The 24,882-nt window shown below is 51.8% G+C and carries 24 protein-coding genes; 12 read left to right on the top strand and 12 right to left on the bottom strand.

The genetic code is table 11. The features are described from left to right. Positions 1–346: 346 nt before the first annotated feature. The 6 genes from KO503_RS16870 to KO503_RS16845 form a co-directional block, all read right to left on the bottom strand. Positions 347–1,786: a sulfatase family protein gene (locus KO503_RS16870; RefSeq protein ID WP_215992724.1), complete on the bottom strand. Its 1,440-nt coding sequence runs from the start codon at positions 1,784–1,786 to the stop codon at positions 347–349. A 56-nt stretch (positions 1,787–1,842) separates the two neighbouring features. Continuing rightward, complete coding sequence (locus KO503_RS16865; protein ID WP_215992723.1) at positions 1,843–3,261, bottom strand: sulfatase family protein; 1,419 nt, start codon at positions 3,259–3,261, stop codon at positions 1,843–1,845. 173 nt (positions 3,262–3,434) lie between these two features. Beyond that, positions 3,435–4,418 carry a Bug family tripartite tricarboxylate transporter substrate binding protein gene (locus KO503_RS16860; RefSeq protein ID WP_215992722.1) on the bottom strand — a complete coding sequence of 328 codons (984 nt, stop codon included), beginning with the start codon at positions 4,416–4,418 and terminating at the stop codon, positions 3,435–3,437. A gap of 172 nt (positions 4,419–4,590) precedes the next feature. Continuing rightward, complete coding sequence (locus KO503_RS16855; RefSeq protein ID WP_215992721.1) at positions 4,591–6,078, bottom strand: tripartite tricarboxylate transporter permease; 1,488 nt, start codon at positions 6,076–6,078, stop codon at positions 4,591–4,593. 12 nt (positions 6,079–6,090) lie between these two features. Then, positions 6,091–6,531 (bottom strand): tripartite tricarboxylate transporter TctB family protein, encoded by a 441-nt coding sequence (locus KO503_RS16850; RefSeq protein ID WP_215992720.1) that lies wholly within the window; start codon positions 6,529–6,531, stop codon positions 6,091–6,093. A gap of 106 nt (positions 6,532–6,637) precedes the next feature. Then, on the bottom strand, positions 6,638–7,525 hold the full coding sequence (locus tag KO503_RS16845) for a MarR family transcriptional regulator (RefSeq protein WP_215992719.1): 888 nt from the start codon (positions 7,523–7,525) through the stop codon (positions 6,638–6,640). A 139-nt stretch (positions 7,526–7,664) separates the two neighbouring features. Between KO503_RS16845 and KO503_RS16840 the strand changes: the two genes are divergently transcribed. Beyond that, positions 7,665–8,642, top strand: a complete 978-nt coding sequence (locus tag KO503_RS16840) for a formylglycine-generating enzyme family protein (RefSeq protein ID WP_215992718.1) — start codon at positions 7,665–7,667, stop codon at positions 8,640–8,642. A 196-nt stretch (positions 8,643–8,838) separates the two neighbouring features. Here KO503_RS16840 and KO503_RS16835 read toward each other — a convergent pair whose 3' ends face one another. The 3 genes from KO503_RS16835 to KO503_RS16825 form a co-directional block, all read right to left on the bottom strand. Next, positions 8,839–9,597, bottom strand: a complete 759-nt coding sequence (locus KO503_RS16835; RefSeq protein WP_215992717.1) for a sulfite exporter TauE/SafE family protein — start codon at positions 9,595–9,597, stop codon at positions 8,839–8,841. Position 9,598: 1 nt separating this feature from the next. Further along, positions 9,599–11,488 (bottom strand): TRAP transporter permease, encoded by a 1,890-nt coding sequence (locus KO503_RS16830; protein ID WP_215992716.1) that lies wholly within the window; start codon positions 11,486–11,488, stop codon positions 9,599–9,601. A gap of 72 nt (positions 11,489–11,560) precedes the next feature. Beyond that, on the bottom strand, positions 11,561–12,490 hold the full coding sequence (locus KO503_RS16825; RefSeq protein ID WP_215992715.1) for a TAXI family TRAP transporter solute-binding subunit: 930 nt from the start codon (positions 12,488–12,490) through the stop codon (positions 11,561–11,563). A 164-nt stretch (positions 12,491–12,654) separates the two neighbouring features. On the opposite strand from KO503_RS16825, the gene KO503_RS16820 reads away from it, so the two are divergent. From KO503_RS16820 to KO503_RS17950, 3 genes are read left to right on the top strand one after another with little or no spacing between them, the layout of a single operon-like run. Beyond that, entirely contained in the window at positions 12,655–13,203 is a 549-nt protein-coding gene (locus tag KO503_RS16820) for a cupin domain-containing protein (protein WP_215992714.1), read from the top strand. Between the two features lie 10 nt (positions 13,204–13,213). Beyond that, positions 13,214–13,975 carry a glutathione S-transferase family protein gene (locus KO503_RS16815; RefSeq protein ID WP_215992713.1) on the top strand — a complete coding sequence of 254 codons (762 nt, stop codon included), beginning with the start codon at positions 13,214–13,216 and terminating at the stop codon, positions 13,973–13,975. A gap of 50 nt (positions 13,976–14,025) precedes the next feature. Further along, positions 14,026–14,154, top strand: coding sequence for a hypothetical protein (locus KO503_RS17950; protein WP_290122958.1), 129 nt, complete (start codon positions 14,026–14,028; stop codon positions 14,152–14,154). Between the two features lie 106 nt (positions 14,155–14,260). Here the strand turns inward: KO503_RS17950 and KO503_RS16810 are convergent, their stop codons facing one another. The 3 genes from KO503_RS16810 to KO503_RS16800 form a co-directional block, all read right to left on the bottom strand. Continuing rightward, the gene (locus KO503_RS16810) at positions 14,261–15,751 is read right to left on the bottom strand and encodes an AMP-binding protein (RefSeq protein ID WP_215992712.1); all 1,491 of its coding nucleotides are present in this window, start codon (positions 15,749–15,751) and stop codon (positions 14,261–14,263) included. Further along, positions 15,748–17,043 carry a malonyl-CoA decarboxylase domain-containing protein gene (locus tag KO503_RS16805; protein ID WP_215992711.1) on the bottom strand — a complete coding sequence of 432 codons (1,296 nt, stop codon included), beginning with the start codon at positions 17,041–17,043 and terminating at the stop codon, positions 15,748–15,750. The genes KO503_RS16810 and KO503_RS16805 overlap by 4 nt, the downstream gene beginning before the upstream one ends. 85 nt (positions 17,044–17,128) lie before the next feature. Then, entirely contained in the window at positions 17,129–17,794 is a 666-nt protein-coding gene (locus tag KO503_RS16800; RefSeq protein WP_215992710.1) for a GntR family transcriptional regulator, read from the bottom strand. Between the two features lie 636 nt (positions 17,795–18,430). Here KO503_RS16800 and phnF point away from each other — a divergent pair. Genes phnF through KO503_RS16760 form a run of 8 tightly spaced genes read left to right on the top strand, consistent with a single transcriptional unit; the run spans position 18,431 to position 24,762 of the window. Further along, positions 18,431–19,144 (top strand): phosphonate metabolism transcriptional regulator PhnF, encoded by a 714-nt coding sequence (gene phnF / locus KO503_RS16795; RefSeq protein ID WP_215992709.1) that lies wholly within the window; start codon positions 18,431–18,433, stop codon positions 19,142–19,144. A 3-nt stretch (positions 19,145–19,147) separates the two neighbouring features. Then, positions 19,148–19,582, top strand: a complete 435-nt coding sequence (locus tag KO503_RS16790; RefSeq protein WP_215992708.1) for a phosphonate C-P lyase system protein PhnG — start codon at positions 19,148–19,150, stop codon at positions 19,580–19,582. Continuing rightward, positions 19,582–20,118: a phosphonate C-P lyase system protein PhnH gene (phnH, locus tag KO503_RS16785; RefSeq protein ID WP_215992707.1), complete on the top strand. Its 537-nt coding sequence runs from the start codon at positions 19,582–19,584 to the stop codon at positions 20,116–20,118. Before KO503_RS16790 ends, phnH begins: the two co-directional genes overlap by 1 nt. Continuing rightward, positions 20,118–21,173: a carbon-phosphorus lyase complex subunit PhnI gene (locus tag KO503_RS16780; protein WP_215992706.1), complete on the top strand. Its 1,056-nt coding sequence runs from the start codon at positions 20,118–20,120 to the stop codon at positions 21,171–21,173. Before phnH ends, KO503_RS16780 begins: the two co-directional genes overlap by 1 nt. After that, positions 21,170–22,084: an alpha-D-ribose 1-methylphosphonate 5-phosphate C-P-lyase PhnJ gene (locus KO503_RS16775; protein ID WP_215992705.1), complete on the top strand. Its 915-nt coding sequence runs from the start codon at positions 21,170–21,172 to the stop codon at positions 22,082–22,084. Before KO503_RS16780 ends, KO503_RS16775 begins: the two co-directional genes overlap by 4 nt. Next, the gene (locus tag KO503_RS16770) at positions 22,081–22,878 is read left to right on the top strand and encodes an ATP-binding cassette domain-containing protein (RefSeq protein WP_215992704.1); all 798 of its coding nucleotides are present in this window, start codon (positions 22,081–22,083) and stop codon (positions 22,876–22,878) included. Before KO503_RS16775 ends, KO503_RS16770 begins: the two co-directional genes overlap by 4 nt. Further along, complete coding sequence (locus KO503_RS16765; protein WP_215992703.1) at positions 22,875–23,615, top strand: phosphonate C-P lyase system protein PhnL; 741 nt, start codon at positions 22,875–22,877, stop codon at positions 23,613–23,615. Before KO503_RS16770 ends, KO503_RS16765 begins: the two co-directional genes overlap by 4 nt. After that, entirely contained in the window at positions 23,581–24,762 is a 1,182-nt protein-coding gene (locus tag KO503_RS16760; RefSeq protein ID WP_252731150.1) for an alpha-D-ribose 1-methylphosphonate 5-triphosphate diphosphatase, read from the top strand. Before KO503_RS16765 ends, KO503_RS16760 begins: the two co-directional genes overlap by 35 nt. Positions 24,763–24,882: the final 120 nt, after the last annotated feature.

The raw sequence follows: 24,882 nt of genomic DNA, 5'->3' as shown, positions 1-24,882 counted from the left end.
ACTAAAACCGGGCAAGACCAGGTCAACCATCACCTTCGCCAAAGATCTGAACGGACACAAAGCGGCGAAAACCCCTCTAGGACAACCATAGGGTCTGACGAAGAGGACGGTTGATGCCAAAGTTCTAGCAGAGATGGGGAATGTATTTGCCTTCAAAGGGGCGGCATCAAATCGCGACAAATCCAGCTATACTCGTGGCTGACTGTCCCTTTGTCATTTAAGGGCTTTAGACCCAAATGGCCTTGAGAGGCTCTCGCGGGCCACTGACAAAGTAAGGGCGGGCACTGCTCCCCCTGCAGCGTCGCGGGGAGAGCAAAGAAAGTCTTATCCAATGGTCTGTTTGGAGTTAACTTGGTGCTGCACTTGAAAGCGCGTTTTGGAATTTCTGTGTTTTTAGGGAGCTGCGGATGCGCCAGTCCAGAAGCCGGCTGATCATCTCATTTTTCTTTTCCGCGCAGTCAGGATCATTCCAACGATTGTGGCGCTCGCCTGGATCAGTTTCTAGATCGAAAAGCTGCCCTTCGTCATAGTCAACGAAATGGACCAACTTCCATTGGTCGACCATGACCATCGATACAAATTCCGTCTCGGTCAGAATCGCATCGCGGGCGTGTTCGGCGAAAACGCAGTTGCGGCGTGGCGGTGGCGTGGATTCAAAATAAGGCCGCAGCGATTGTGCCTCCATCCATTCTGGCGGCGTAACACCACAGGTCTCTAAGATCGTTGGCCCGAGGTCCATCAAGGACACGAGGTCTGTTACCCTTTGTCCCGCTGGAATGTTTGGGCCCCAGAAAATCGCAGGCACATGCACAGATTGCTCATACATGTTCCATTTCTGGGAATGGCCGTGGTCATTCAAGCTATCGCCGTGATCGGACGTAAACACAATCACGGTGTTGTCTAGCACACCGCGACGCTCTAGCGCGTCAATAACCAATCCGACCTGTTCATCGATCATCGAGACATTGGCATAATAGTGCCTGCGCTGACGCTGCATTTGTTCCTCGGTCGGATCTTTGAGGTGAACGACAGCATCGTGATTGCCCTCAAAATGATTTTGCCGCAGAGCTTTGTAAGGCTCTGGCTGGCTGTCCAAGTCATAGTCGCGAATTGGTTCAGGCATCTCGCGGCCCTCATAGTGATTCAGATGGCGCTGCGTTGGGTCATAGGGCGGATGCGGTCCCGGAATGCCGATCTGTAAGAAAAACGGGTCATCGCCAGAGTAACGATCCAACCACATGCAGGCGGTTTGGGGCACAAACACATCAGGGTGCAGGTCTTCTGGCAGTTCCCAAACGAAAGCGCCGAGCTGTTCGTGATAATCATCACGGCGTTTGTAGGTCTGGCGGCTTGGTTTTTCAAAGCCACGAGTCCAAATCGCTTTGTCCCAGTTGTCCAAATAGAACGGCAGGTTCGGGTGTGCCCGATCCTTGTTTTCTGTCACGTGACGTTCATGAAACCCGAACGCCCCCTCGACGGGCCAAGTGTGCATTTTGCCGACATTGACGCATCGATACCCTGCTTTGTTCAGGTCACTCACCCAGCTGTAGTTCCATGTTTCATCATTGCGGAACACGCCATTTGTGTGGGGAAATGTGCCTGTAAACAAGGATGCGCGTGAAGGGCTGCACGACGGTGAGGTGACGTAGGTGCGATCAAAACTCGTCCCTTCTTTCACCAGACGGTCCAAATTCGGTGTGTCTACATGCGAAAAACCCAGTTCAGCGATTGTATCGTACCGCTGCTGGTCGGTCATAATGAAAACGATATTTGGGGTTTGGCTCATAGTCATTTGTCCTCTTGCGACACTTTGCAGTCAGTGCCTGTCGTTCTGTTTGGAAATTAAAAATTGCCGACGATGTGCACCGGATCGACGGTTGCAACAGTTTGTGCGAAATTTGCCAAGACCAGTTCGCTTTTCAACGCCTGATAGGCAGGGTCATCCCATTTGTTGTCGAACTCGTCGGGGTCCGTTTCATGATCATATAGCTCGCCAATGTCTTGCCCATGAAAAACAGTCAACTTGTAGCGCCCGTCGAAATACATGGTTGCGAACACCCCCTTATGGGCCGCAGGCAATGCATTATAGTATTCGCAATAGACGGCGTCTTTGTGCGCATCTGGTTCGGCTTTGCCCTGAAGGATGTGGGACAGGCTCCGTCCTTGCATTGCCAAAGGCACGTCGATGCCTGCAAAGTCCAAAATCGTTGGCGCCAAGTCGACCAATTCGACCAAGGCTTTGCTGCGTATCTTTTGTGACAGGCGCGCGGGGCAAGACATGATCAAGGGCACATGCACCAGTTCCTCGTAAAAATGCCCGCCTTTCAAAATCAATCCGTGATCGCCAAGCATTTCGCCGTGGTCACTGTGAAAAATGATGATCGTGTTGTCGCGTTGGCCTGTTTTATCCAAATGATCGATCAACCGGCCAACTTGCACATCGATCAGATCAACCATCGCGTAGTAGTCAGAGACATAGTTTTGTATGTCGCGGTCCGTCATCGTCTTGCAGCTTGGTCCCAGCCCGCTTTGGCCACCATTCTCATAATCATCGCGTTGAATCAGTGGTTTATTGTCAAGCTCGCCTTCGCGCCATTTGGGAAGGGGCATATCCTCGGCAGGGTATTTCGCTTTGTATTCCGCGGGGGGATCAAACGGGTGATGCGGATCGAAGATGTTGATGCTGAGCATCCAAGGCGTGTCTTCGTGCGCGTCCATAAATCCGATGGCTTCATTCGCACACCAAGTGGTTTGGTGAAACTGTGGATCGATACCGCCGTTTTTACCGTGGTAATCCGTTTCCCAAGATACCCCCTGCGATCTCAGCCACTTTTGATAGGCGTTGTCGTCACCCCATCCGTCTCGCGGTCCGTGGCACCATTTAACCATATCATAGCCGTGATGCTTGGGCAGGACTTCCGTTCTGCCATCTGCAGCAGAGAGATGAAGTTTCCCAATCAACCCGCATGTATAGCCATTCTCAGACAGAATATGCGGAACAAGAATTTCATCATCTGGGAATTTGTCATTGCCATTGCGCGTGGTCCGCGTCGTACGCGGGTAGCGCCCCGTTAAGAAACTTGCACGGCTGGGTGTGCACACGGGACTTTGGCAATAGGTGCGGTCAAACGAGACCCCTTCGTCCATCAACCTGTCCAAGTTGGGTGTATTAATATGTGTGTTTCCAAGGCCTCGAATCGTATCAAAGCGCTGCTGATCGGTGCAAATCCACAGAAAATTAGGTTTGGTTTGGTCGCTCATGAGTTGGATACCTTGAAGAACTTTTAGGTGAGGGCGAAAGCCGTTTAGATTTTAGATATTTTTGGCGATCTCTACCGCCCTCAGCATATTTTAATGTCATAATATGTCGTTGGCTCGGCCGCGAACACGTCAGGGAGGACGCATTGAGACCGAGCCAACAACGGCGACAGTGCTTATTTAAGCACGCCCAAGTCTGTCAAAATGCCTTTGTTCACGACATCCAATTCTTGCATGCGCGCAAGGTAGGTCTCAGAGTCGTTGTAGTTGATCATGATCTTTCTTTTTTCCAAAGCTGCGACCAGCTCTGGATCTTGCAAAGCCGCGTCGATCGCGCCTGACAAGATCGCTTGGATATCATCTGGCGTTCCTTTTGGTGCGATAACGCCTACAAAGAGTTGGCTAGACGTATAGCCAAGATCGTTCAGTGATGGAATTTCAGCGAAATAATCTGGCTTGATTTCCATAACGTCTACAATCGGCACGAGCGTGCCTGCTTCGTATTCGCCAATGATGGTGTGAGACGGCATGATGCCTGCTTCAATTTCACCACCTAAGACCGCTTTTTTGGTATCTGCGCTGCTTTTGTAAGTGATCTCGTTGAGATCAACATCTGCTGAAAGTTCGAGGTTCAGCAGCGGAAGGTGCTGAACGTTGTAGACACCATCGACGCCGATGCGCACTTGACCAGGGTTTTCTTTGGCATGTGCCAAGAGCTCTTCCAAGTTTGCAAACGGAGAGTCCGCAGGCAAAACAATGTAGTGAGCCGCATCGAACACATTCGCAATCAGTTCGAAGTCTTCATAGCCCGCATAAGATGTCCGACCCAAGTGTGGCATAATGGTGAGAGGCGCTACTGACGCTTGACCAATGGTGTAACCATCGGGGTCCGCATTGTAGACGGCTGAAACTGCAATCGTCTGGGTCGCGCCGGGTTGGTTTTTCAAGACGAAGGTCGCGTCATTCGGCAGGTTTTTTTCCACGTAGGGGTAAATTGTCCGCACAATGGTATCCAAGCCGCCACCAGCGCCATCAGGAATGATCCAGGTGATGGGTTTTTCTGGGTAGCCTTCGGCGGCTGCCATAGATGTGCCTGTTGCCATGACGATCGTGGCACATGCCAATGTTGTCGCTGCGGTCTTTGTTAGAAACGTAAGCATTTGGTAGTTCTCCCTTAAATTTAGTTCGCGAAGCATGCTCAGTGTTCCGTGCTGGAAAACTTGAACATGTATTTTGTTGGATATGGGGGGGGGCGCCGATGTCTTTCCGGCTGAACGCTATCTCCTCCTTGGTCTTCTCATCCTCCGGCTAAACACGTGCATCTACACGCGTTTAGCTGGGCTGATGTCTCCTCTTTTTGAAATCGGCATAGACGCTTGCCGCTAGGGCCGCGACGATCATGAGCACCAGCGCAATGGCGTAGACACTGGAGAAGAAAACGTCGTAATTGCCGTTCGAAAGTGTCAGCGAGCGCCGGAAATTTTCTTCAATAATGGGGGCAAGAACGTAGGCAATGATCACAGACGATACTGGATAGTTTAGCCTCTTGAGGATGTAGAACACTATGCCGATGCCAAGCGCCAACCAGAGATCAAAAAAAGCACCCTTAGAGGCGTAGATGCCGATGAGGCACAGCACGAGCACAATCGAAACCAAAAATGAATTCGGAACAACGAGGACGCGTGAGAACATCGGTGTCAGGACGCGCCCAATAAGATACATCGCGATTGTTGTCAGGATGAACCCGTAGAAAATCCCGTAGACCAAGTCCCGTTCAGCCGTAAATACATTCGGACCAGGCTGGATTCCGTGCATGATGAATGCGCCCATAATGATCGCAATCGCTGCAGACCCTGGAATGCCTAAGGCAAGAAACGGAACGAGTGCGCCACCTGCGGATGCGTTATTTGACGATTCCGGTGCGGCGATACCTTCTGGGCTACCCTTGCCAAAGGCCTCGGGGTCTTTGGATGTCTTGCTCACGACAGCATAAGCAAACCAACAGGATGCGCCGCCGCCGATGCCCGGCAGAATGCCCGTGCCAGCGCCGATCAGTGACCCAATTGTTGTCGATTTAACAACCCCTTTGAGTTCCTTCCACGTCAATCCTGTCTTTAGCGTACTGCGGTCGGCAACATATTTGTTATTCAGCCCTTTACTGATCATCATGAACAGCTCGGAAATTGCAAACATACCAACAAGGAAAGCGACCAGATTTACGCCGTCCATCAGTTCGGGCTGATTAAAGGTTGCACGGTTAACGCCGGTCAATGAGTCTATGCCCACAGTGCCTGCGATCAGGCCAAGAATAACGGCGATCGAGCTTTTGATCTTGTCTGTTCCGCTGAGCAATCCCACCGCCATAAGGCCAATAACACCCAACAAGAAGTATTCTGGACTGCCAAAGTTCAATGCGAATTTGGCCAATGGCACAGAGACGAAAATCAGAACCAGCCCACCAAAAATTCCGCCAATGCTCGATGAAACAAGTGAATAGCTTAACGCTTTGCCAGGCGATTCATTTTGCGCCATGGGATAGCCATCAAGAACGGTTGCCGCAGCTTGCGGAGTGCCCGGAACGCCGAGCAGAATGGCGGATATCGAACCGCCGTATTCGCCAGCTTGATATGTCGCGAGCAACATCAGAATGCCCGCAAGGGGAGGCAAGGTGAAGGTCACGGGCAACAATAGCGCAACGGCAATAACTGTGCCAAGCCCAGGCAGCGCGCCAAAGACCATCCCCACGACAGTCCCTAACAGGATACATAAAAGGTTGGTGATGGTGAACAGATTGGTGAGGTCGTTAAAAAGCGTTTCCATGTCTGCGTCCCCTTAAAACGTGAGGGCAAGAATTTGCCCGAACAAACCGTAGAGAAACCCAGTTGTGAAAACTGAAGTTGCGAGGGCCACGAGTAAGCTGTTTTTGAGCCCGAATTCGATCCTGTAGAGCGTCATTAAAACGGTCAAAAGGACGAAGACATTGAGGTAAAAGAATCCCAAGAACTGCCAGCTTGCTAAAAACGCGACCATGAGTGCGACCGTCACGAGGATATATCCAGAGTTGTGCGTCGTAACTTTCTCAATGTTCTTAGGACTCTTATCGCGGAGGTTTTTGACCAAGGTCATAACGCTTAAAATCACGAGCAATCCGGCAAGGATGTTCGGGAAATAAGCGGGGCCGATCCCCGAGGACGAGAAAAGTAACGCTTGGGATGCGCTTTGGTTCAAATTTACAGCATAGCCAATCCCGCCCATTATAAGAATAATAGACATGATGCTGTTCAAGCTTCTCCAAGTCATGCCAACACCCGCCTAGACGCGTTTGGTACTCTTAAGTGTATCATAGTGCCCTCCCTGTTTAGGCAAATCCGCGCGTTTTCTAGCCTCCGCGAAGCGGCGCGGTGTGGTGCTTTGGTACGAGCCGGTCTGTGGTGCTCTCCTCCTGAGCAAGTTCACAAAGTTCTGCGCGTGCCTTTAATAATGCTTCTTTGTACTCTTCTATCCTGTCATTCGGCCGATCCGCCGGTTCGGCCAGAGCCAGTAAATGCAAAAACTTTCCATTTGGATCTTCGACAACTGTCGCACAGCGGCGTATGCCAACGTGATTGCCTTGGGGGTCTGCGACAAAGATCTCTGGACGCATCAGGTCCAAGGCATTGCGCACTGCAGCTTTGGGAAGCCAGCAGGTTGCCGCCCCCACTGTGCGCACTGTGCCCCAAAAACCATCGACAAAAAACTGCGCCTGCACATCGTCCCAGTCCAATCGGCTTAGGTACATTTGTGACAGCACGTCCAATTCATAAAGTGAGCGGCGAAAACCAACACTGGCGCGGATGACGACATTCGGGTCTGGATAATCCGTTTTGGAGTGCCACAAAAGTTCGTGCCCTGCGACCACGATCACTTCCGCTGAAACGCCAAGCTGTTTGGATAAATCTCGCATCGTGTTGTCGAGTTTGGCCAAATAGGACTGAGACATCGGAACGTTTCGTTCCAAGCGGAAATTACGTACACAATATTTTTCGCTCGTGCGAAACAGGTATCCCAAATCTGACAGAGATTTGACGATTCTGTTCAGCGTTGCTGGGGACAACCCACAATGCTGGGCAATATCGGTTTGTTTCACCGGCCCAGGCCCTGCTGCCATGATGTATTCTAAAACTTGTAGTGTGCGTTCAGTCGGGTTCATCTGCATTTCATATTTGAAATTATAAATTCCATTATTGGAAAGTTGTGTGATGATCATGTATTTTGTAGATTCTGTCAAGCAAGCGAATGGATCTTAATTAAATGGCGCGCTTCGCTCAAAGGCACGGGGTTGAACGCCCGCCTAACGGCGCCTAGAATATCGTTTGCATAAAGCCCCTCTTGTGGGGCATTCACAGGAATTTGGACGAGAAAACTCAATGACCAATACGTCGGCCAAGCCCTGCTGCAGTCCCCAGTCTTTGTCAGATCCGTTGAAATCGGCGTCGCCCTATCATCGTCAGGCCCTAGAAATTCGACCTGCCGACAGTGCGACGCAACGGGAGTTGATGTCGGAATTAACCCCCGTGGCTGGTGGTTTTTTCGACATGGGAACGCGGCGCTCTCGGTTTCCACAGGATTTTGATGCACCCCGCCGAAAGGTAAAACTATCGCCTTTTGTCATTGGGGCGACGACTGTCACGAACATGCAATTCGCCCGCTTCGTTGATGAAACAGGTTATAGAACTGTGTCGGAACAAGAAGGCTGGTCCTTTGTGTTCCATCTGCTGTTGAGTGAACCTGATGACTATAAAGTGTCGCCGCCCGGCTTGCCTTGGTGGCGTCGGGTTGATGGCGCGTATTGGAAATCTCCGGAAGGGGCTGGCTCTGATGTGTCGACTCGGCTGGATCATCCTGTTGTCCATATTTCATGGTTTGACGCTTTGGCATATTGCACTTGGGCTGGCTTGCGCTTTCCAACAGAAGCGGAATGGGAAAAAGCGGCGCGCGGCGGCTTGGCGCGTCAAAAATTTCCTTGGGGCAATCAAATGATGCCCGCAGGCAAGCATATGATGAACACGTGGCAAGGCGACTTTCCACGGACCAATAGTCAAGATGATGGATATCTAGGAACAGCACCGGCAAAGAGTTTTGAACCGAACGGGTATGGCTTGTACAATATGACAGGCAACGTTTGGGAGTGGGTTCAGGATTTCTTTCACCATGCGCCACCAAGCTCAGATACCCTATTCGATCCCACTGGACCAAAAACGGGCGAGGGGCGCGTTCAGCGCGGCGGGTCCTTTTTGTGTCATGTCAGTTATTGCGATCGGTATCATGTGCATTCACGAACTCAGAACGATCCTGATAGCTCTACCTCTCATGGTGGATTTCGCGTTGCGGCAAGTCTGACCTGATGACTGACATCTAAAGGTCACTGCCGTCGAGTCGTGGCTGGGCGTTGTGGCCACTAATCCTAGACGCAAACGTGCCTGTTAGGCAGATATCGCCAAAAGATTGGCGATATCTGGAATTCTGATGCCTGTGCAAACTTATGCACATCAGCGCAGTGTCGAGCACAGGCGTTTAGGAGCATCTATCAGGACGCAGGGATTAGAAAAGGTCAAAGAGAAGTTTTAAAGCAAGGCCCGCTAGGAAGAAGAGAATGACACGGTCAAAAACGCGCGCGCTGAATTTATTGCCGATCCATTCTCCTATCGGCATCGCAAAAGTAAGAGGTATCAAAGCAAGTAAGCCGATGAGTGCGGTGTGGAACGTCATAATGCCGTAGCTGATTTGTACCGGTAGTTGCACCACGCACATGGCCGCGAAAAACGTCGATACGGTCAAAATGAAGGCGGGTCTGTCTAGTCGGATCGCGTTGAGGAATGTGACAGCAATAGGCGCAGAAATACCGACAGCGCCTTGCAAAATGCCGCCAGCCACGCCAACCGGTACAACCCAGCGCCGCGCAGTGCTTTTCGTAACGCGTAGCTCGAACTGTGTTAGCCTTAGGCTGATGTAGATGGTGATGATGACAATCATCACAGACTGAACATAGATGGGCTCTATTTTGGCCAAAACAAATGTGCCAAGACCAACGCCCAGTGCCCCAACCGCAGCCAAAACTTTAACAAAGACAAGGTCCACGGGCGCTTTCCTGAATTTCCAAACCTGTCGCAAGTTTGAAATCAGGTTTGGCACCACCATCACGGCAACAGCGACCCGTACGTCATAGATCGACGCAAGGACTGGCACCGCAATAACGGGCAGTCCTGCGCCGGTTGCACCTTTTAAGATGCCACCGAGCGTCATAGCAATGGCGACGGCTATGAGCGCCCATGGGTCGGTGACAGATATGTCCATATTCATTTTATGCCTGCAATTTTGGGTTTGACGTTGAACCTGCACGCAAGAACAAGACCAGTCCGACAAAGACCGCGATGCCAACCGCATCACTCAGCCAAGATTGATACATCATAACAATCCCTGTCACGGCAAACACAATGCGTAGGTTCAGTCCCAGTGTGCGTTGGAAGTAACCGACGACAGCGATCGAAAAACAGAACACGCTGAGCAAGCCCGTTGTCACAGACGCCACAATTTCTATCAGAGTGCCTTGCATCAAAAGTGCAGGTCCGAAAAAGAACATGAACGGCAAGATGTAGCTGGTGATGCCAAAGGCAAAGGCGGTCCAGCTTGTCTTGTTTATATCCGATCCTGCTATCCCTGCTGCGACATAGGACGCAAGGGCAACGGGCGGTGTGATGGTTGAAATGCATCCGTAGAAGAACACGAACAAATGCGCAGTTAAAACCGGCACACCCATTTCAACAAGGGCAGGGGCCACGACAGTCGCAAGGATAAGATAAGCGGCGGTTGTGGGCAGCCCCATGCCTAGGATGATCGAGACGAACATCGTCAAGATCAACGCAATCAAGGGCACGCCAGCAGAGACGCCGATAATCAGGCCGGAAATCTTTGATCCAAGTCCGGTCATTGCCAAAATGCCAGCGATCAATCCCGCGCCCGCACAGGCTACGGCAATCGACATGACGGAGTGCGTGCCAGATTCCAATGCGTCAAAGCATTTTGCGAAGAAACCGCGCAAGTCTCTGAATTCGAAAATAATGCATCCAAGAAGCAAAACACCGAGTGCTGTGAATGACGACTTGAACGGTGAATATCCTGAAACCATCATGCCAACGAGTAAAAAGAACGGAATTATAAACCGCAGACCTGGAATAAGGATGGAGCTTAACGGCAGTTCGTCTTCGTTTTGTGGCGCGGGCGCAATGCCCATTCTTTCGCCTTGTAAGTGTACCATGAAAAAGATCGATGTGAAAAACAAGATGGCAGGAATCAAAGCTGCGACCATAATTTCCGAATAGGGCACGCCGATAATTTCAGCCATGATAAAGGCCGCGGCCCCCATAACCGGTGGCATAAGTTGCCCGCCTGTTGAAACCACGGCTTCAATGGCGGCAGCTTGGTGCGGCTTATATCCTTCGCGTTTCATCATCGGGATTGTCATGGTGCCGGTGACGGCGACATTGCCTGCCGCAGACCCTGAAATCATACCGAGCAATGTGGAAAAAACGACAGCGGTTTTCGCAGATGCAGCCTTAGACCCTTTTGTTAAACGGCTGGAGATCTGAAAAAAGAAATCGCCCGCGCCAAAGACATTGAGGAATGATCCGAAGATCGAAAACATGATGATAAACGTGGCCGAAACACCGAGTGGAATGCCATAGATGCCCTCCGATGAGGTTGTCATAAACTCAGAGATCCGCGTTAAAGAATAGCCACGAGAAGTAAAGACTCCAGGCAAGATAGGAGAGATCAGCGGATAGGCGAGAAAGATCAGAATGATGCCAGCAAGAAACCAGCCGATCCGTCTGATAACGGCGATCATCACCAGTGCGATTACGACCATCCCGACTTGCGCATCGGTTGCTGTCGTGATCCCGCCAGACATGGCAATGTCTAGCCAACGTGAAAAGAGATAATATCCTGTCCCCGCCGCCACAACGGCCAAGCCGATATCCATCGCCAGCATAAGCGGGCCTGTTTCTGGGCGGGTTTCCAACCGTCGCAGCGCAAGGACCAGAAAAATAAGAACCAACATCACTGTTAAGTGGGTGATGCGCACTTCTAGCGTCGAAAAGGATGCAAAGCCTGATACAACGTAGAGGTGCCAAAGGCTGAGTCCAATAGCCATCCATCGGGTTGTAAAGGTGAGTGCTGACAGGGCTTTTTTCATGGTGAGCGGTCCAGTAAATTGCGACAGAAAAACCCCGCCACATCTGGTGATGCGACGGGGCGATTTTACGATTTAGCGTTCGTCAAAGTAACGCTTTGCACCCGGATGCAGGGGAACAGCAATATCATATGCGTCCTCTGCAACGATCTGCGCCGCATTGGCGTTTTCTGCTGCAAATTCATCCAAATGCGCGTAAATCGCTTTGGTCACTTGGTAGACCTTTTCCTCATCCGCATCAGCTTGTGTGATTAGAATGTTTTTGGTGCCGAGCAAGGTCAGCGGTGCATCGGTGCCGTAAGCTTCTGCAGGCACTTCAACGATAGAGTAGTAAGGATGCTTGGCGATGATTTCATTCAAGCCTTCGGTTCCGATATCAACGAATGCGATATCAGCTGTTGTGCTCGTTTGGATCACCGCACCAGCAGGATAGCCTGACAGGGCAACCGCCGCATCTACTGAACCATCAGAAAGCTGGCTGAAGCCATCTGCATAAGACACGAAGCTTGGTGTGATGTCGCGAAAGCTCAGATCGTTGATTTCCATCACATCGCCAAGCAGGTTCAATGTGCCACCACCGGCAGGGCCTACAGCCACACGTTTGCCTTTGAGGTCTGCGATAGAAGTGACATCAGATCCTGCGAGCGTAACAATGTGTAAAACTGAGTTGTGCAATGTACCAATCGACGCGATTGCGATGGGGTCTGCGTAAGGGGCTTGGCCTTCATGTGCAAAGAAGGATGTATTTGCGTTGCCGATGGCAAAGTCGAGTTCGCCGTTGCCAATCAGGCGCGGATTTTCTGTGCCGCCAGAGGTCACAACCGGGACCATAGAGTAGCCTTCGGCGTATTTGTTCACAAGGTTAGAGGCCGCTTGGCCCACCGGATAGAACGCGCCGCCAAGACTTGCCGTTCCCATACGTAGCTCTTCTTGAGCCATAAGCGGTGTTGCCATTAGCATCATGCCAAGTGAAACGCCGCGCGCGAATGTTTTGAAGTTAAGCATAGAATCCTCCCAGATCTTATTTTCCTCCCTTGAATGCTACTCTTTTGATCATTCTCGGGTCAATCAAAAATATCGATATTTAAGCAATAGAAAATAATCATCGACATTTATTGTGTGCATTGCTACCGTTTGGCCTAGATTCTAGGTGAAAGGGGGGCATCTCAATGTCAAAAGGTATCAGACGTGTCGTTACAGGGCATGATGAAACAGGAAAAGCAATTGTCGTTTCCGATGACATCGCGACAAATATTTTAAGCAAGCCAAATCGTCCTGGCGTGACGCTTACGAACTTCTGGAAAACAGAAGGCCATCCACAATTCGACGGACCAGATGAGACGCTCGACGGTCCGTTGGTGCTTAAACCGCCGAAAAATGGCACGGTTTTTCGCTTTGTTGAATTTGAACCCGAAGACCCTGAAGTGATGAAAACGCTTGATGGTCGCGCCGCCTTTGCCGAAATGGGCGCTGCGGATCGGATCAAAGACAATCAACGCCATCCTTTTATGCATCGCACTGACAGTGTTGATTATGCTGTCGTCGTCAAAGGGAAGATCGTGATGATGATGGATGAAGAAGAAGATGATCTTGTCTTGGAAGCTGGCGATGTGCTTGTTCAGCGCGGCAACAATCACGCTTGGTCAAACAAGTTCGACGAAACCTGTATTATCGCCTTTGTCCTGATGGATGCAGATGGCGATGTAGATCGCTGGTAGGAGCAAAAAGATGTTGAAATTATACCACGCACATCACTCAACGTGCAGTCAAAAAGTCCGCCTTGCTTTGGCTGAAAAGGGCTTGGAATACGAGAGCATCATCGTCGATTTGGCGAACAAAGGGCACCTGACGCCCGAATATCTTGCGATCAATCCAAACGGTGTGGTGCCAACGCTCGTGCATGACGACGATTCCATTATGGATAGCAGTGTCATCGTGGAATACATCGATGAGGTCTTTCCTGATCATCCGCTTGTTCCCAAAGATGCTGTCGCTCGCGCCAAAGTACGCACTTGGATGCGATTCCTCGAAGAAGTGCCCACTTACGCAGTGCGGGTTCCGTCTTTTAATAAAGCGTTCTTGTCGCGTTTTGATGGCCTTTCAAACGAAGAATTCGCTGACCAACAAGCGGGGCCGCGCCCTTTGCGAAAGCACTTCTATCTCAAAATGTCGAAAGATGGTTTTGGATCTAATGCGGTTCAAGAAAGCATCGATCAAATGAAACTTACCTGTGGACGAATGCAGCGTGCGTTGGAAAACGGGCCTTGGCTTGCTGGTGATGAGTTCAGTCTCGCCGATGTCGTCGCAGCCCCTCTGATTGACCGGATCGATGATCTTGGGATGGGCGATATTTGGACGGAAGAATTTCCATTGGTGCAAGACTGGTTTGATCGCCTCAAAGCGCGCTCTAGCTATGATGTCGCGATGTACAAGGGTGCGCGTCTGTCCGAGACCCATGCCATTGCAGCGCTTCTTAAAGAAGAAAACTAAGGCTGACGCGAAAGCCGCCCCTAGACATATATGTGCTAAGATAATCAGCCATGTCGCAAGTTTCACCCCACATCAATGGTGTTGGTGGACTTTGCGATGTGGCTGAAATCATTTTAGATGCGAAGGACGTCGGACTTGATCGTGTTTTGAACCAAAACGCACTCAAATATGTCAGATGAAAAAAAAGACGAAGCCAATCGGCTTCGTCAAAGATGCCAAAAGGCATAAGTGCTTAAGTGCTTAAGTCTATATGCGGGGCGCTCGTCGCAAATCCCCCGCCTTAGATTAACTGCTGAATTCGTCCCTTAGAATATTCTTTTGCACCTTGCCCATCGTGTTGCGGGGCAGGGCGTCGCGTAAGATGTATTTGCGCGGGTGTTTGAAACGGGCCAGCAGAGGTTCGACATGTGCCGCGATGGCCTCAGGCGTAATGTTCGCGTCTTTTTCTAAGATCACGGCGGCCAAAACGCTTTCGCCGAAATCTGGATGTGGCACGCCAAAAACAGCGCTTTCGACCACACCATCGATGTCGTTGATCACGTCTTCGATTTCTTTGGGATAGATGTTGTACCCGCCCGAAATAATCAGGTCTTTCTGGCGGCCAACAATGCTCACGCGCCCATCAGCAGATTTAATGCCAAGATCGCCGGTCATGAAAAAGCCTGTCGTCCGCAGCTCTTCGGCCGTTTTTTCAGGCATGTTCCAGTAGCCTTGAAACACGTTGTCCCCACGCACTTCGATCATGCCGATCTCGCCAGATGGAAGGGGCTCGCCTGTCTGTGCGTTGGTGATTTCCACCTCGGTTCCGGGCAATGGGTAACCCACTGTGCCTGCGATGCGCGCGCCATCAAACGGGTTTGATGTGATCATATTGGTTTCGGTCATGCCGTAGCGTTCTAGAATGTGATGGCCTGTGCGTTCATGAAATGCGGTGTGTGTTTCGGCCAAAAGCGGCGCAGATCCAGACACGAACAGCCGCATCTTGGCGCAGAGGGGTTTGTTCATACGCGGATCGTCCAAAAGGCGGGTGTAGAACGTCGGTACCCCCATCAGCATGGTGGACCTTGGCAATTCTTCGATGACGCTATCTTGGTTGAACGCGGCCATGAAACGCACTTGCGCCCCCGCCAAAAGGCTTGTGTTCATCGCCACAAAAAGCCCGTGCGTGTGGAAGATAGGCAATGCGTGAATCAAGCGATCTTGATCCGTGATTTGCCAAAGGTTCGTCAAAGAAGCTGCGTTTGACAACAAGTTTTTATGCGACAGCATTGCACCTTTAGAGCGTCCAGTGGTGCCTGATGTATACAAGAGTGCGGCCAGATCGTCTGGCCCGCGCGGGCAAGTTGCGCATTGATCGCTTGCCGCATTGGCCGCCAGTGACAGCGTGCCTGTGCCCATCATATCTAGGGTCAATACTTCGGCGTCAAAGCTTTGCATCATGGCAGTGTCTTTGGCATCACAGACAATCACCCGTGGACCAGCGTCGCCGATGAAATAGGACAATTCTGATTGCGTGTAAGCTGTGTTCAGCGGCAGATAAACCGCACCGGTTTGGACCGCCGCCCCATAAAGCGCGATCGTATCAGCGGTCTTTGGCGCCTGCACCACGATACGGTCGCCTGCTTGGACTCCTGTATCTTTGAGGACATTGGCAAGTTGTGCCACGCGGCGCACAAATCCCGAATAAGTGATCGTCGACCCATTGTCGCAAATCAAAAAATTATTTGTATTGGTGGCGTGCGGCGCGATCAGGGCGTCATAAAGTGTATTGGTCAAGACGCTGGTTCCTTTGTCTTTGCTTCTAGCTTTGCGGTCGACAGGGTTTGCACAGTGCGCGACGCTTTAACGGTCGATCTCAGTGCAAAATTTTCATGATTTTTTTCGGTGTGATCAACATTATAGAGATAATTGACCATCGCACCACGTGACTGTTTATGTCCATTTTCAGAGCTATCCGCCCCCGCATGAACCTCGTGAATCTCTGCGCCATTTCCCAAATGGAAACGCGCGACAGGATCATAGGGCAAGCCATCACCGCGCTTGCCCGTCAACAGATACCTTGCTGCCATCGCGCGCATGGTTTCGGAGCTGGCGCTGCCTTCCAGAATTGAATTGGCGGCGGGCACGAGTTCATCATCTTCCTGGGCTTTCAGCCAACGGGTCATAAGGGGGATTGGTGAGAGCGTAACAAAAGTATCGATGTTGGGGCAGGACAAGGACAGTTCTGCCACGACTTGTTTGATCAACAGATTGCCAAAGCTGATTCCCGTCAGTCCCTTTTGGCAGTTTGAAATGGAATAGAAGACGGCAACCTTCGCCTGATCTTCTTCCAGCGGTGTACGGTTGTCGGACAACAGCGCATCGATGGACCCTGGAATGTCAGCCGTCAGGGCGACTTCGACAAAAATAAGCGGCTCTTCGGGCATAGAAGGGTGGAAAAATGCAAAACAACGGCGATCAGGTGGATAAAGCCTGCGGCGTAAATCATCCCAATCATCGATCTGATGCACGGCTTCATAGGCGACGATTTTATCCAATATACGCGCTGGGGTGTCCCAGTTGATTTGCTTGAGCACCAAAAATCCGCGATTAAACCAACTGCGCAGCAAGTGCACAAAATCGATGTCCGTCCGCGCGAGTTCAGGGTGCGCTTTTAAAAGTTTGAGAAGATCGACGCGCATCTCAACCAGCAAATGCGTGGCGCCAAACGGCTGGTTCAAGCGGCGCAATAATTCTTGGCGCTTTGGTTCGGCGGCTTTGCACAGTTCAATGAACACTGCTGGGCTTTTGGTTTCGGCGTAATCGGTTGCGACCTTTGCAATATGCGCCGCGTCCACGTCCAGTTCCGAGTTGAGATATTGGAAAAACGCCAACTTTTCATCTTCGTTTAGATCGGCATAGCGCGCAAGGATGGACGAGGCCAGCCTCAATCCAGAGACTTCGCCCTCTGCCGACATGAGCGCGTCACAAAGCATATAAATATCACGCTGATCATCTTTGCCGCGCACGGTGCTGCTGCGGTCAAAGAGTTGGGACAATAAATCCCCGAGAAACCGATTTCGTTGCATTGTTGTCTCCAGTTGTCCAAGAGTCGCTGGAGTAATTAATATCGATATTTTTTATCTGCGTCCAATTAAATCGTCATAAATGAAGTTACGCATCCATTTCGCGTGCCAAATACTCACCTGTCAGTCGGTAATGCTTCAGCAGACAGGCACAGGCGCGATCTGCATTGTATTGAACTGCCGCCTCTAAAATTTCTTCGTGCTCGGCGGCAATGTCACGGCTTTGATATTTGCTGCCGCCCGCCGCAAGATTGCGATAGCGGATGTTTAAATCATAGAGCTGCGCGCAATAGCGTTCCAGCATCGGTGAACCACTATTGGCCAATAACGCCATGTGAAATGTCTTATGGGCTTCTTCAAAAATTGCTATGTCTTGCCCCGCGGATTTACGCATACGGTGATGCGTCAGGATGAGTTGCTCTTCCCATTGAGGGGTCGCTGCCGCGATGGATTTGCGCAGTGCAAGCTCTTCTAACGTGCAACGCAGCTCCAAGATTTCTTCAAAATTCGCTTTATTCGCGGGGGCGGCACGAAATCCGCGTTGGTCTATCCGTTCAACAAGCATATCAGACGTCAGCAGACTGAGCGCTTCACGCACAGGCGAGGCTCCCGTCTTTAGTAATCCGCGCAATTGCTCGATCTTGAGCTTTTGACCTGCGGGCAGTGCGCCGGTCAAGATCATATCACGCAATGTCATATAGGCACCGCGTGTTGCGGAACTCTCTTTGCCGGCCATCTCATCATTCATATTCATTGCACGCCCTCATGCTGGTATTTAAGTCAGGTTAACTGCCTTATTGAAAGATAGATAGACGGGGCAGTGACCCTTCGTTTATCATCCGCCGCCGCAACGTGAAAGCACGCGCTCGCTTTTATGTCGTCAGCTAACCGCTGCCTGTTGGTGGGCCGTGTCTAGGTTTCTTATGTGGATCAATCCATCTAAGCGCTTCACGTTGACACAGCGAAGGCAAATTGCTCGGCACTCTTAAAAATATCGATATTAACTGGTGACTGAATGTATAGTAGGCAGAAAAAGTGACTGCTTACAAGGATTGAGATGATGAAATATATGATGGGCTAGATAGTTGCGCGCGCTGTTGTCTGCGGCGTACAGCGCGAAAAAGCTTTTGATCTTACGAATTTTTCCTTTGTGAAATAGACCATCAGAGATGAAAATTTTCGCTCTCGATTGAGAAGATGGGTCGTATGACGACACACAAAGATGCGTGGATATCAGAGGGCTTGGTTATAAGGCGTGCTATCAATTTCGATTCATTGCCTTTGGTCGCCTGAGCTTTTTGGCGCGCTCCGTCATCAGAGATTTATCTATCTGTCATAGTCGCGTCACGCAGAGTGGTTATTCAAAATTCATTCGAATGATTGGTGCGGTATGAATAGAAATAAATGGTCCATTGTCTGCGACGGAATCGAAATGGCTATCACGTCTGGGCAGTATCCGCCTGGTGAGAAATTGCCAACAGAGCCAGAGCTGGCCATCCAGTTTGGCGTTGGCAGGCATTCGGTGAGGCGCGCCATCGCAGAGCTGGCGAAGGCCGGTAAAGTGAGTGTCGAACAGGGGCGTGGAACCTTTGTTGAAAGCGGCCCTTTGCTTGAATATGCTATCGGACAGCGCACCCGTTTGCGTAAGAACCTGTTGTCACAAGGTGTCGATATTCACGGCGAACTTTTGGATGCGCAAATCATCACAGCCAGCGCAGAGGTCGCGCGCGCATTGAATTTGGGTGAGGGCGCTCAAGTTCTTCAAAGTCAGCGGATCACCTTTGGCGATGGCGTGCCGTTGGCCTTTGGTCGCGCCTTTCATTGCCCCAACCGCTTTCCCGATTTCGTTGCACGGCGCGATGTTTTGGGGTCGGCCACTGAGGCTTATAAGACATACGGAATTGACGATTATCTACGCGCCCAAACGACCATGCACGCGCGTCTGGCGCAGGCGCATGAGGCCAAGACACTTAAGTTGCACCCGCAGACAGCCGTGATGGTTGTGCGAGCTATAGATCAATTGCTGGACGGCACGCCGATCAGTTTCAGCGAAGTGATTTGGGCCGCCTCGCGGGTCAAGTTCACGATGACAAACGAGGATTAAACCATGCACACACCCTCGCAAGAATTTTCCCATGACGATGCCTTGTCTATTTTGGCCCGCGCGGATGCGGCAGCGCTTAAGGCACTTGGTGAGGATCTGGCAATAGATTTTTCAGATGTCGAAGTGGTGCACAGCCGAACGGGGTTGGTGATGCTGCCTTTGCGTGACACAGCTAAAGGTACAGCTTTTCACTTGGGCGAAGTGTTGGTGAGTGAAGCTCATATTCGTCGCGGAATACATGAGGGCTACGGTCTACGCAAAGGATTGGATCTTGAAGCGAGCATGGCCATGGCTCTCGTCGATATCGCCTTGGCGAGCGGCACAAAGGTTGAGATCTGCCATGACTTTTTACGCGATGCTGATGCGCAACACCGCGATGCAGACACCGAAACCCTGCGCCGTATTGAAGCCACCCGCGTTGATATGGAGACGTTTTGATGCTCACTGTTCCAACAGCCACCGCCACAGAAACCCGCGCCAATCACACTTTCGAAGCCTTGCTTTGGGCGCTCAGCCGCCCCGGTATGCCGCGTGATATAGCATCTGACGCTGAAGCTGCCATCATCGATGCACTGATCGATCGCGAATGCAAAGTCTACTGTGCCGACCCTGTGTTGATGCCGCTTATATTAAAAACGGGGGCGTTCCTTTCTGATCCGACGACGGCGGATCACGCGTTTCTCGGCAAACTCATAGACGTCAACGTCTTGGAATCCCTTAGGGCTGGGTCTGATCTTTACCCTGATGATGGCGCGACTGTTGTGGCCAATGCGCAGATCGGCACGGGGCAGCTTTTGCGTTTAAGCGGTCCGGGTGTCGATGGATCTCTGCAAATCAACATTGACGGGTTACCCCAAGGATTTTGGGCCAAACGCGCCGATTGCCTACGTTACCCAATGGGGTTTGACATATTTTTGATCGACGGGGCCCGTGTGATTGGCCTGCCGCGCTCTACACAAATCGAGGTGCTCTGATGGCCTATGTTGCGACCCGTGGCGGCGAACGCGCGATTGAACAAGCTGAACGATTGTTTCGTGCCGAAATGGGCACAATCACCCCCGAAAGGATCAACGAGATCAAAGCCGCCATGCCCTATTTGGTGGATCGTGTGATGGGCGAAGCATCCTTATATGACGAAGACATTGCGGCCTTGGCCTTGGCGCAAACCGGCGGTGAATTGTATGAGGCGGTTCTGGTCTTGCGCGCTTGGCGCACGACACAACCGCGCTTGAGTGTTGCTGACCCCATTGAACAAGACGCGCTGTTCACTCACCGCCGACTGTCTGCGGCGTTCAAAGACATTCCGGGGGGGCAGTTGCTTGGGCCGACCTTGGACTATTCGCACCGTTTGCTGGCTACGCAAGTTCTGACTGGCGAGGCGTTTGATCCCGTGCCTGTTGAGCCAGCTGCCACCCCCGCGCCAGCACATCAGCCGTCTGTGAGCGCTTGGCAAGCCGCCAATGATTTGGTCGACTTGCCAAAGGGTGACGCCACACGGCCTGACGATATTCCTGACATCACACGCGAGCCTTTGCTGTTCCCGTCCAAGCGCGCGCATACTTTGCAAAGCCTTGCGCGCGGGGAAACGGGAGGTGTGTTGGCTTTGGGGTATGCCGCGATGCGTGGCTACGGTCAGGCCCATCCAACCGTAAATGAGCTGCGCTTGGCCGAGGCAGAGATTGTTGTGACCCATCCCAAGGGCACCAAGTTTTCCGCAGGTCGTGTCAAAGTCTCTCAAGCCGAAGTACTGTCGAAAAAGGACGAAAAACTAGAGCTTGGATTCGCTGCCACTCTGGGTTGGAACGAGGTCAAAGTCATCGCCGCTGCCACCTTGGATTTGAACAGCGCAGGGGCGCCCAAAGGCTCTGCGACGGAAGAAGAGTTCTTTTTGTACCACACTGAAGGCGTCGAAAGCTCGGGCTTTTGCATCCATTTTAAACTGCCACATTACGTCACGTTTCAGTCGTCCTTGGACGCCATGCGCGATGCAAAAGCGCGCTCAGCGCAGCAAAAGGAACCAGCGCAATGAGCCTGAAAACCCTCACCCGCGATTGGGAACCAATGAGCTATGGTTTCTTGGATGCATCCGCCAAACGCGAGTTGCGCCGTAAGATGCTCAAAGCTGTGGCCGTGCCCGGATGCCAGATGCCCTATGCCAGTCGCGAAGTGCCCATGGCGCGCGGTTGGGGCACGGGCGGTTTGCAAGTGTCTTTGACGTTGATCAATCCGAAGACTTGCGTGAAAGTGATCGATCAAGGGGCTGACGACAGTGTCAATGCTGCGTCGATCCGGTCGTTTCTTGCAAAGGTGTCCGGTGCGCCGACAACGCTCGATACGCTGAAAGCAGACCTCATTCAATCGCGTCACCGTATCCCAGAAGAGGTGCTGCGCGAAGATCAGGTGCTCGTCCTGCAAGTGCCCAATCCTGAACCTTTGCGATCCGTTCAACCCAACATGTCCATCGCGCGCCAGATGCATGCAGATGCGGATTACGGGCGGATGTGGTTGCAACTTTACGAACAAATTGTGCGCTCGGGTCGGATCATGCAAGGGGCGTCTTACCCATCGATGGTCAATGGACGCCATGTGATGACGCCTTCGCCGATCCCGCGTTGGGATGTACCGAAATTGAATATGGCCAAGCATTTGACGATTCTGTCAGCAGGACGCGAGAAGCGTATTTTCGCTGTGCCGCCCTATACGCGGGTTGAGCCTTTGGTCTTTGATGATGTGCCTTATAAAGTCGAAGATCACGCCAAACTGACCTGTAACAGATCGGGTGCGCGTGGGTTCTTTATGAACGAAATTCCACAAGAGGATGGCAGCTCAACCCATGAAATTTCTGACAGCGAATATGGGGTAAAAGCCATTCGTCGTACCGAGGGCGATGACATCGTGCTGGGCGACACATGGTATAAAAATGGGGAGATGTCGTCATGACCATTGTTTTGGATGCTCCGCGCATTGTCATAACGCGTCCGTTGATGACATTAAAAAATGTCTCGAAATCTTATGGCGCTGTGCAGGCTGTACGTGACGCATCGGTTGAGGTGTTCCCCGGCGAAGTCATGGGCATCGTGGGTGAAAGTGGATCGGGCAAATCCACGTTGTTGCGGATGATGAACCTCGAAGACACCCCAGACACCGGCAGCTATACACTCGACTTGCCTGATGTGCAGGGCAACCTATTTGAACTGGATAGGTTTGCGCGCCGGATGCTTTGCGCCACGAAAATCGGCATCGTTTACCAAAACCCGCATCTGGGGCTTTTGATGAACCACTCCAGTTCCGGCAATGTGGCTGAACGGCTTTTGGTGGCGGGCGAACGACGATTTTTGGTACTGCGTGACAAGGCCCAAATCGCCCTAGAAGCATCAGAGTTTCCGCTGGAACGTTTGGACGCCCCGCCGATTGAATTGTCCGGCGGTATGCAGCAACGGGTGCAATTGGCCAAGGCAATCGCCTTGGAGCCTGCGCTTTTGTTGCTGGATGAACCGACCACGGGTTTGGATGTCAGTGTGCAAGCGCTGGTGCTTGATACATTGAAACGACTGCAACAAGACCGGCAGATCACCATGGTTATCGTTTCTCATGACTTGGGTGTGATCCGCACGATGGCGGACCGTGTCATCGTCATGCGCCGAGGTGTGGTCGTCGAATCCGGCTTGGCCGATCAGATATTTCAAGACCCTCAACACCCCTATACACAACAATTGGTGCACGCAAAGTTATGACACTTGTATTGGATGTTCAAAGCCTGACCAAAGGCTTCACGATGCACCATTTAAACACGCAAATGGCGGCCTTCGACGATATTTCCTTTGGCTTACACGCAGGTGAATTCCTTTTGCTCAAAGGTACAAACGGCGCGGGTAAATCGACGTTGTTGCGCACGCTGTATCGCAGCTATTTGGCGCAAAGTGGGGCTGTGTTGTTCCAGTCTTCGCATGGCGTGATTGACCTGATACGTGCGGCAGATGTGGATATCACCCATTTGCGACGCACCGAAATCGGCTTTGTCACACAGTTTCTTGTGGCGCGTCCCCGCGTCAGTGCGCAGGCCTTAGTGGCGGAACCTTTGCGCCAAGCGGGACACTCGGCTGAGGCGGCACTGGATGAAGCGCGCCGTTGGCTCAGCGCTTTTGGCGTCAAAGAAGAATTATGGCGGGCTTATCCGACGACGTTTTCCGGTGGAGAACAGCAAAAGGTAAATCTTGCACGGGCGCTGATCTTACCGCAAAAACTGCTGTTGCTGGATGAGCCAACAGCGTCACTTGATGTCCAAGCCCGCACCGCTTTGGTGGCGCGATTGGCCGAGTTGAAATCTCAAGGCACCGCGATGATCGGCGTCTTTCACCACCCTGATGACGTGTCGCATTTGATCGATCGCGTTATCGACCTCACCCCCAATGCTTCCAACCCAGAGGACAGAGAAGATGTGGCTTACGAATGCAAAACTGGTGCTGCCTGACCGCGTTGTTGAAAACGGTGCGATGAGACTTGAAAACGGCCAGATTGCCGCCATCGCAGAACAGCCTGTTGATGTTGGTCTTGATTGTGGTGGCGCGCTGATTTTCCCAGGCTTCATCGATATGCATGGCGATATGATTGAGATGGAGCTGGAGCCACGTGCGCTGGTCGATTTTCCGATGGAGGTGGCGCTAAGTCATTTGGACAATCGCTTGGCGGCCTCAGGGATCACTACGGCCTATGCTGCGGTCAGTTTTTCAAAAGGGGCGCGCAGCGGTGAGCAGCGTTCGTTTGAACATACCAATCAAACCATCCGCGCGCTCAATGCGCTGCGGCAGCATTGCCAAATTGATCACCGTATTCATGCGCGGTTTGACATTACATTTGACACTGCCGTGTCTGTGCTCGAAGGTCTTATTCGGGATGATTTGGTCGATCTTGTGTCGGTTATGGATCACACGCCTGGCCAAGGTCAGTACCGCGACATTGAGCGCCACATCACATTGGTGGCCGCGCGAGAAGGCATTTCACTTACACAAGCGCGCCAAGATGTGGCCACGCGTATTGCCGAGCGCAGTCGCCCTGAAAGTGTGATCTTAGACAATCTGCAACAGGTTGCAGCTCTGTGCAAAGCGCAGGGTGTGGCGCTGGCCAGCCACGATGATGACACGCGCGAAAAAGCGCATTTGATGGCAGATGTTGGCGCAGTTATTTCCGAGTTCCCCGTCACGTTCGAGGCAGCAAAAATCGCAGCCGAACGCGGAATGCTTTCAGCAATGGGCGCGCCAAATGCGATGCGCGGGCAAAGCTATTCCGGCAATCTGTCGGCGCGTGCGGCACATGCGCAAGGATTGTTGCATATTTTGGCGTCGGATTATCATCCGGGCGCGATGTTGCCTGCCGTGTTGGAGTTGGCAAAATCTGATCCAAACGGTCTGGCTGGAGCGGCAGCCCTTGTGACGTCCAATCCAGCACGCGCGCTTGGATTGACAGATCGTGGACAATTGGCTGTTGGTTTGAAAGCGGACCTTGCCATCGTTGAGACACATGCATTCACACGGGTCATCGCGACGTTACGCGATGGAAACTTTGTCCACTCCATAGGTCAATTGCCGAACACATTGATCGCTCAGCCCGCCGTGGCCTAAGACCTAGGGGCAAGTCACCAAGGCGTTACAAAGCCTTGGGAAACTTGTCATGCAAATGTAGATTCAGGGTCATTTTCCTTGGGTATCACGCTCTAGAAACGTTCGAATGAATTTTTTTGG

The organism is Pacificibacter marinus, assembly GCF_018860505.1.
GTDB lineage: Bacteria > Pseudomonadota > Alphaproteobacteria > Rhodobacterales > Rhodobacteraceae > Celeribacter > Celeribacter marinus_B.
This window is presented reverse-complemented; position numbering and strand designations above follow the sequence as displayed.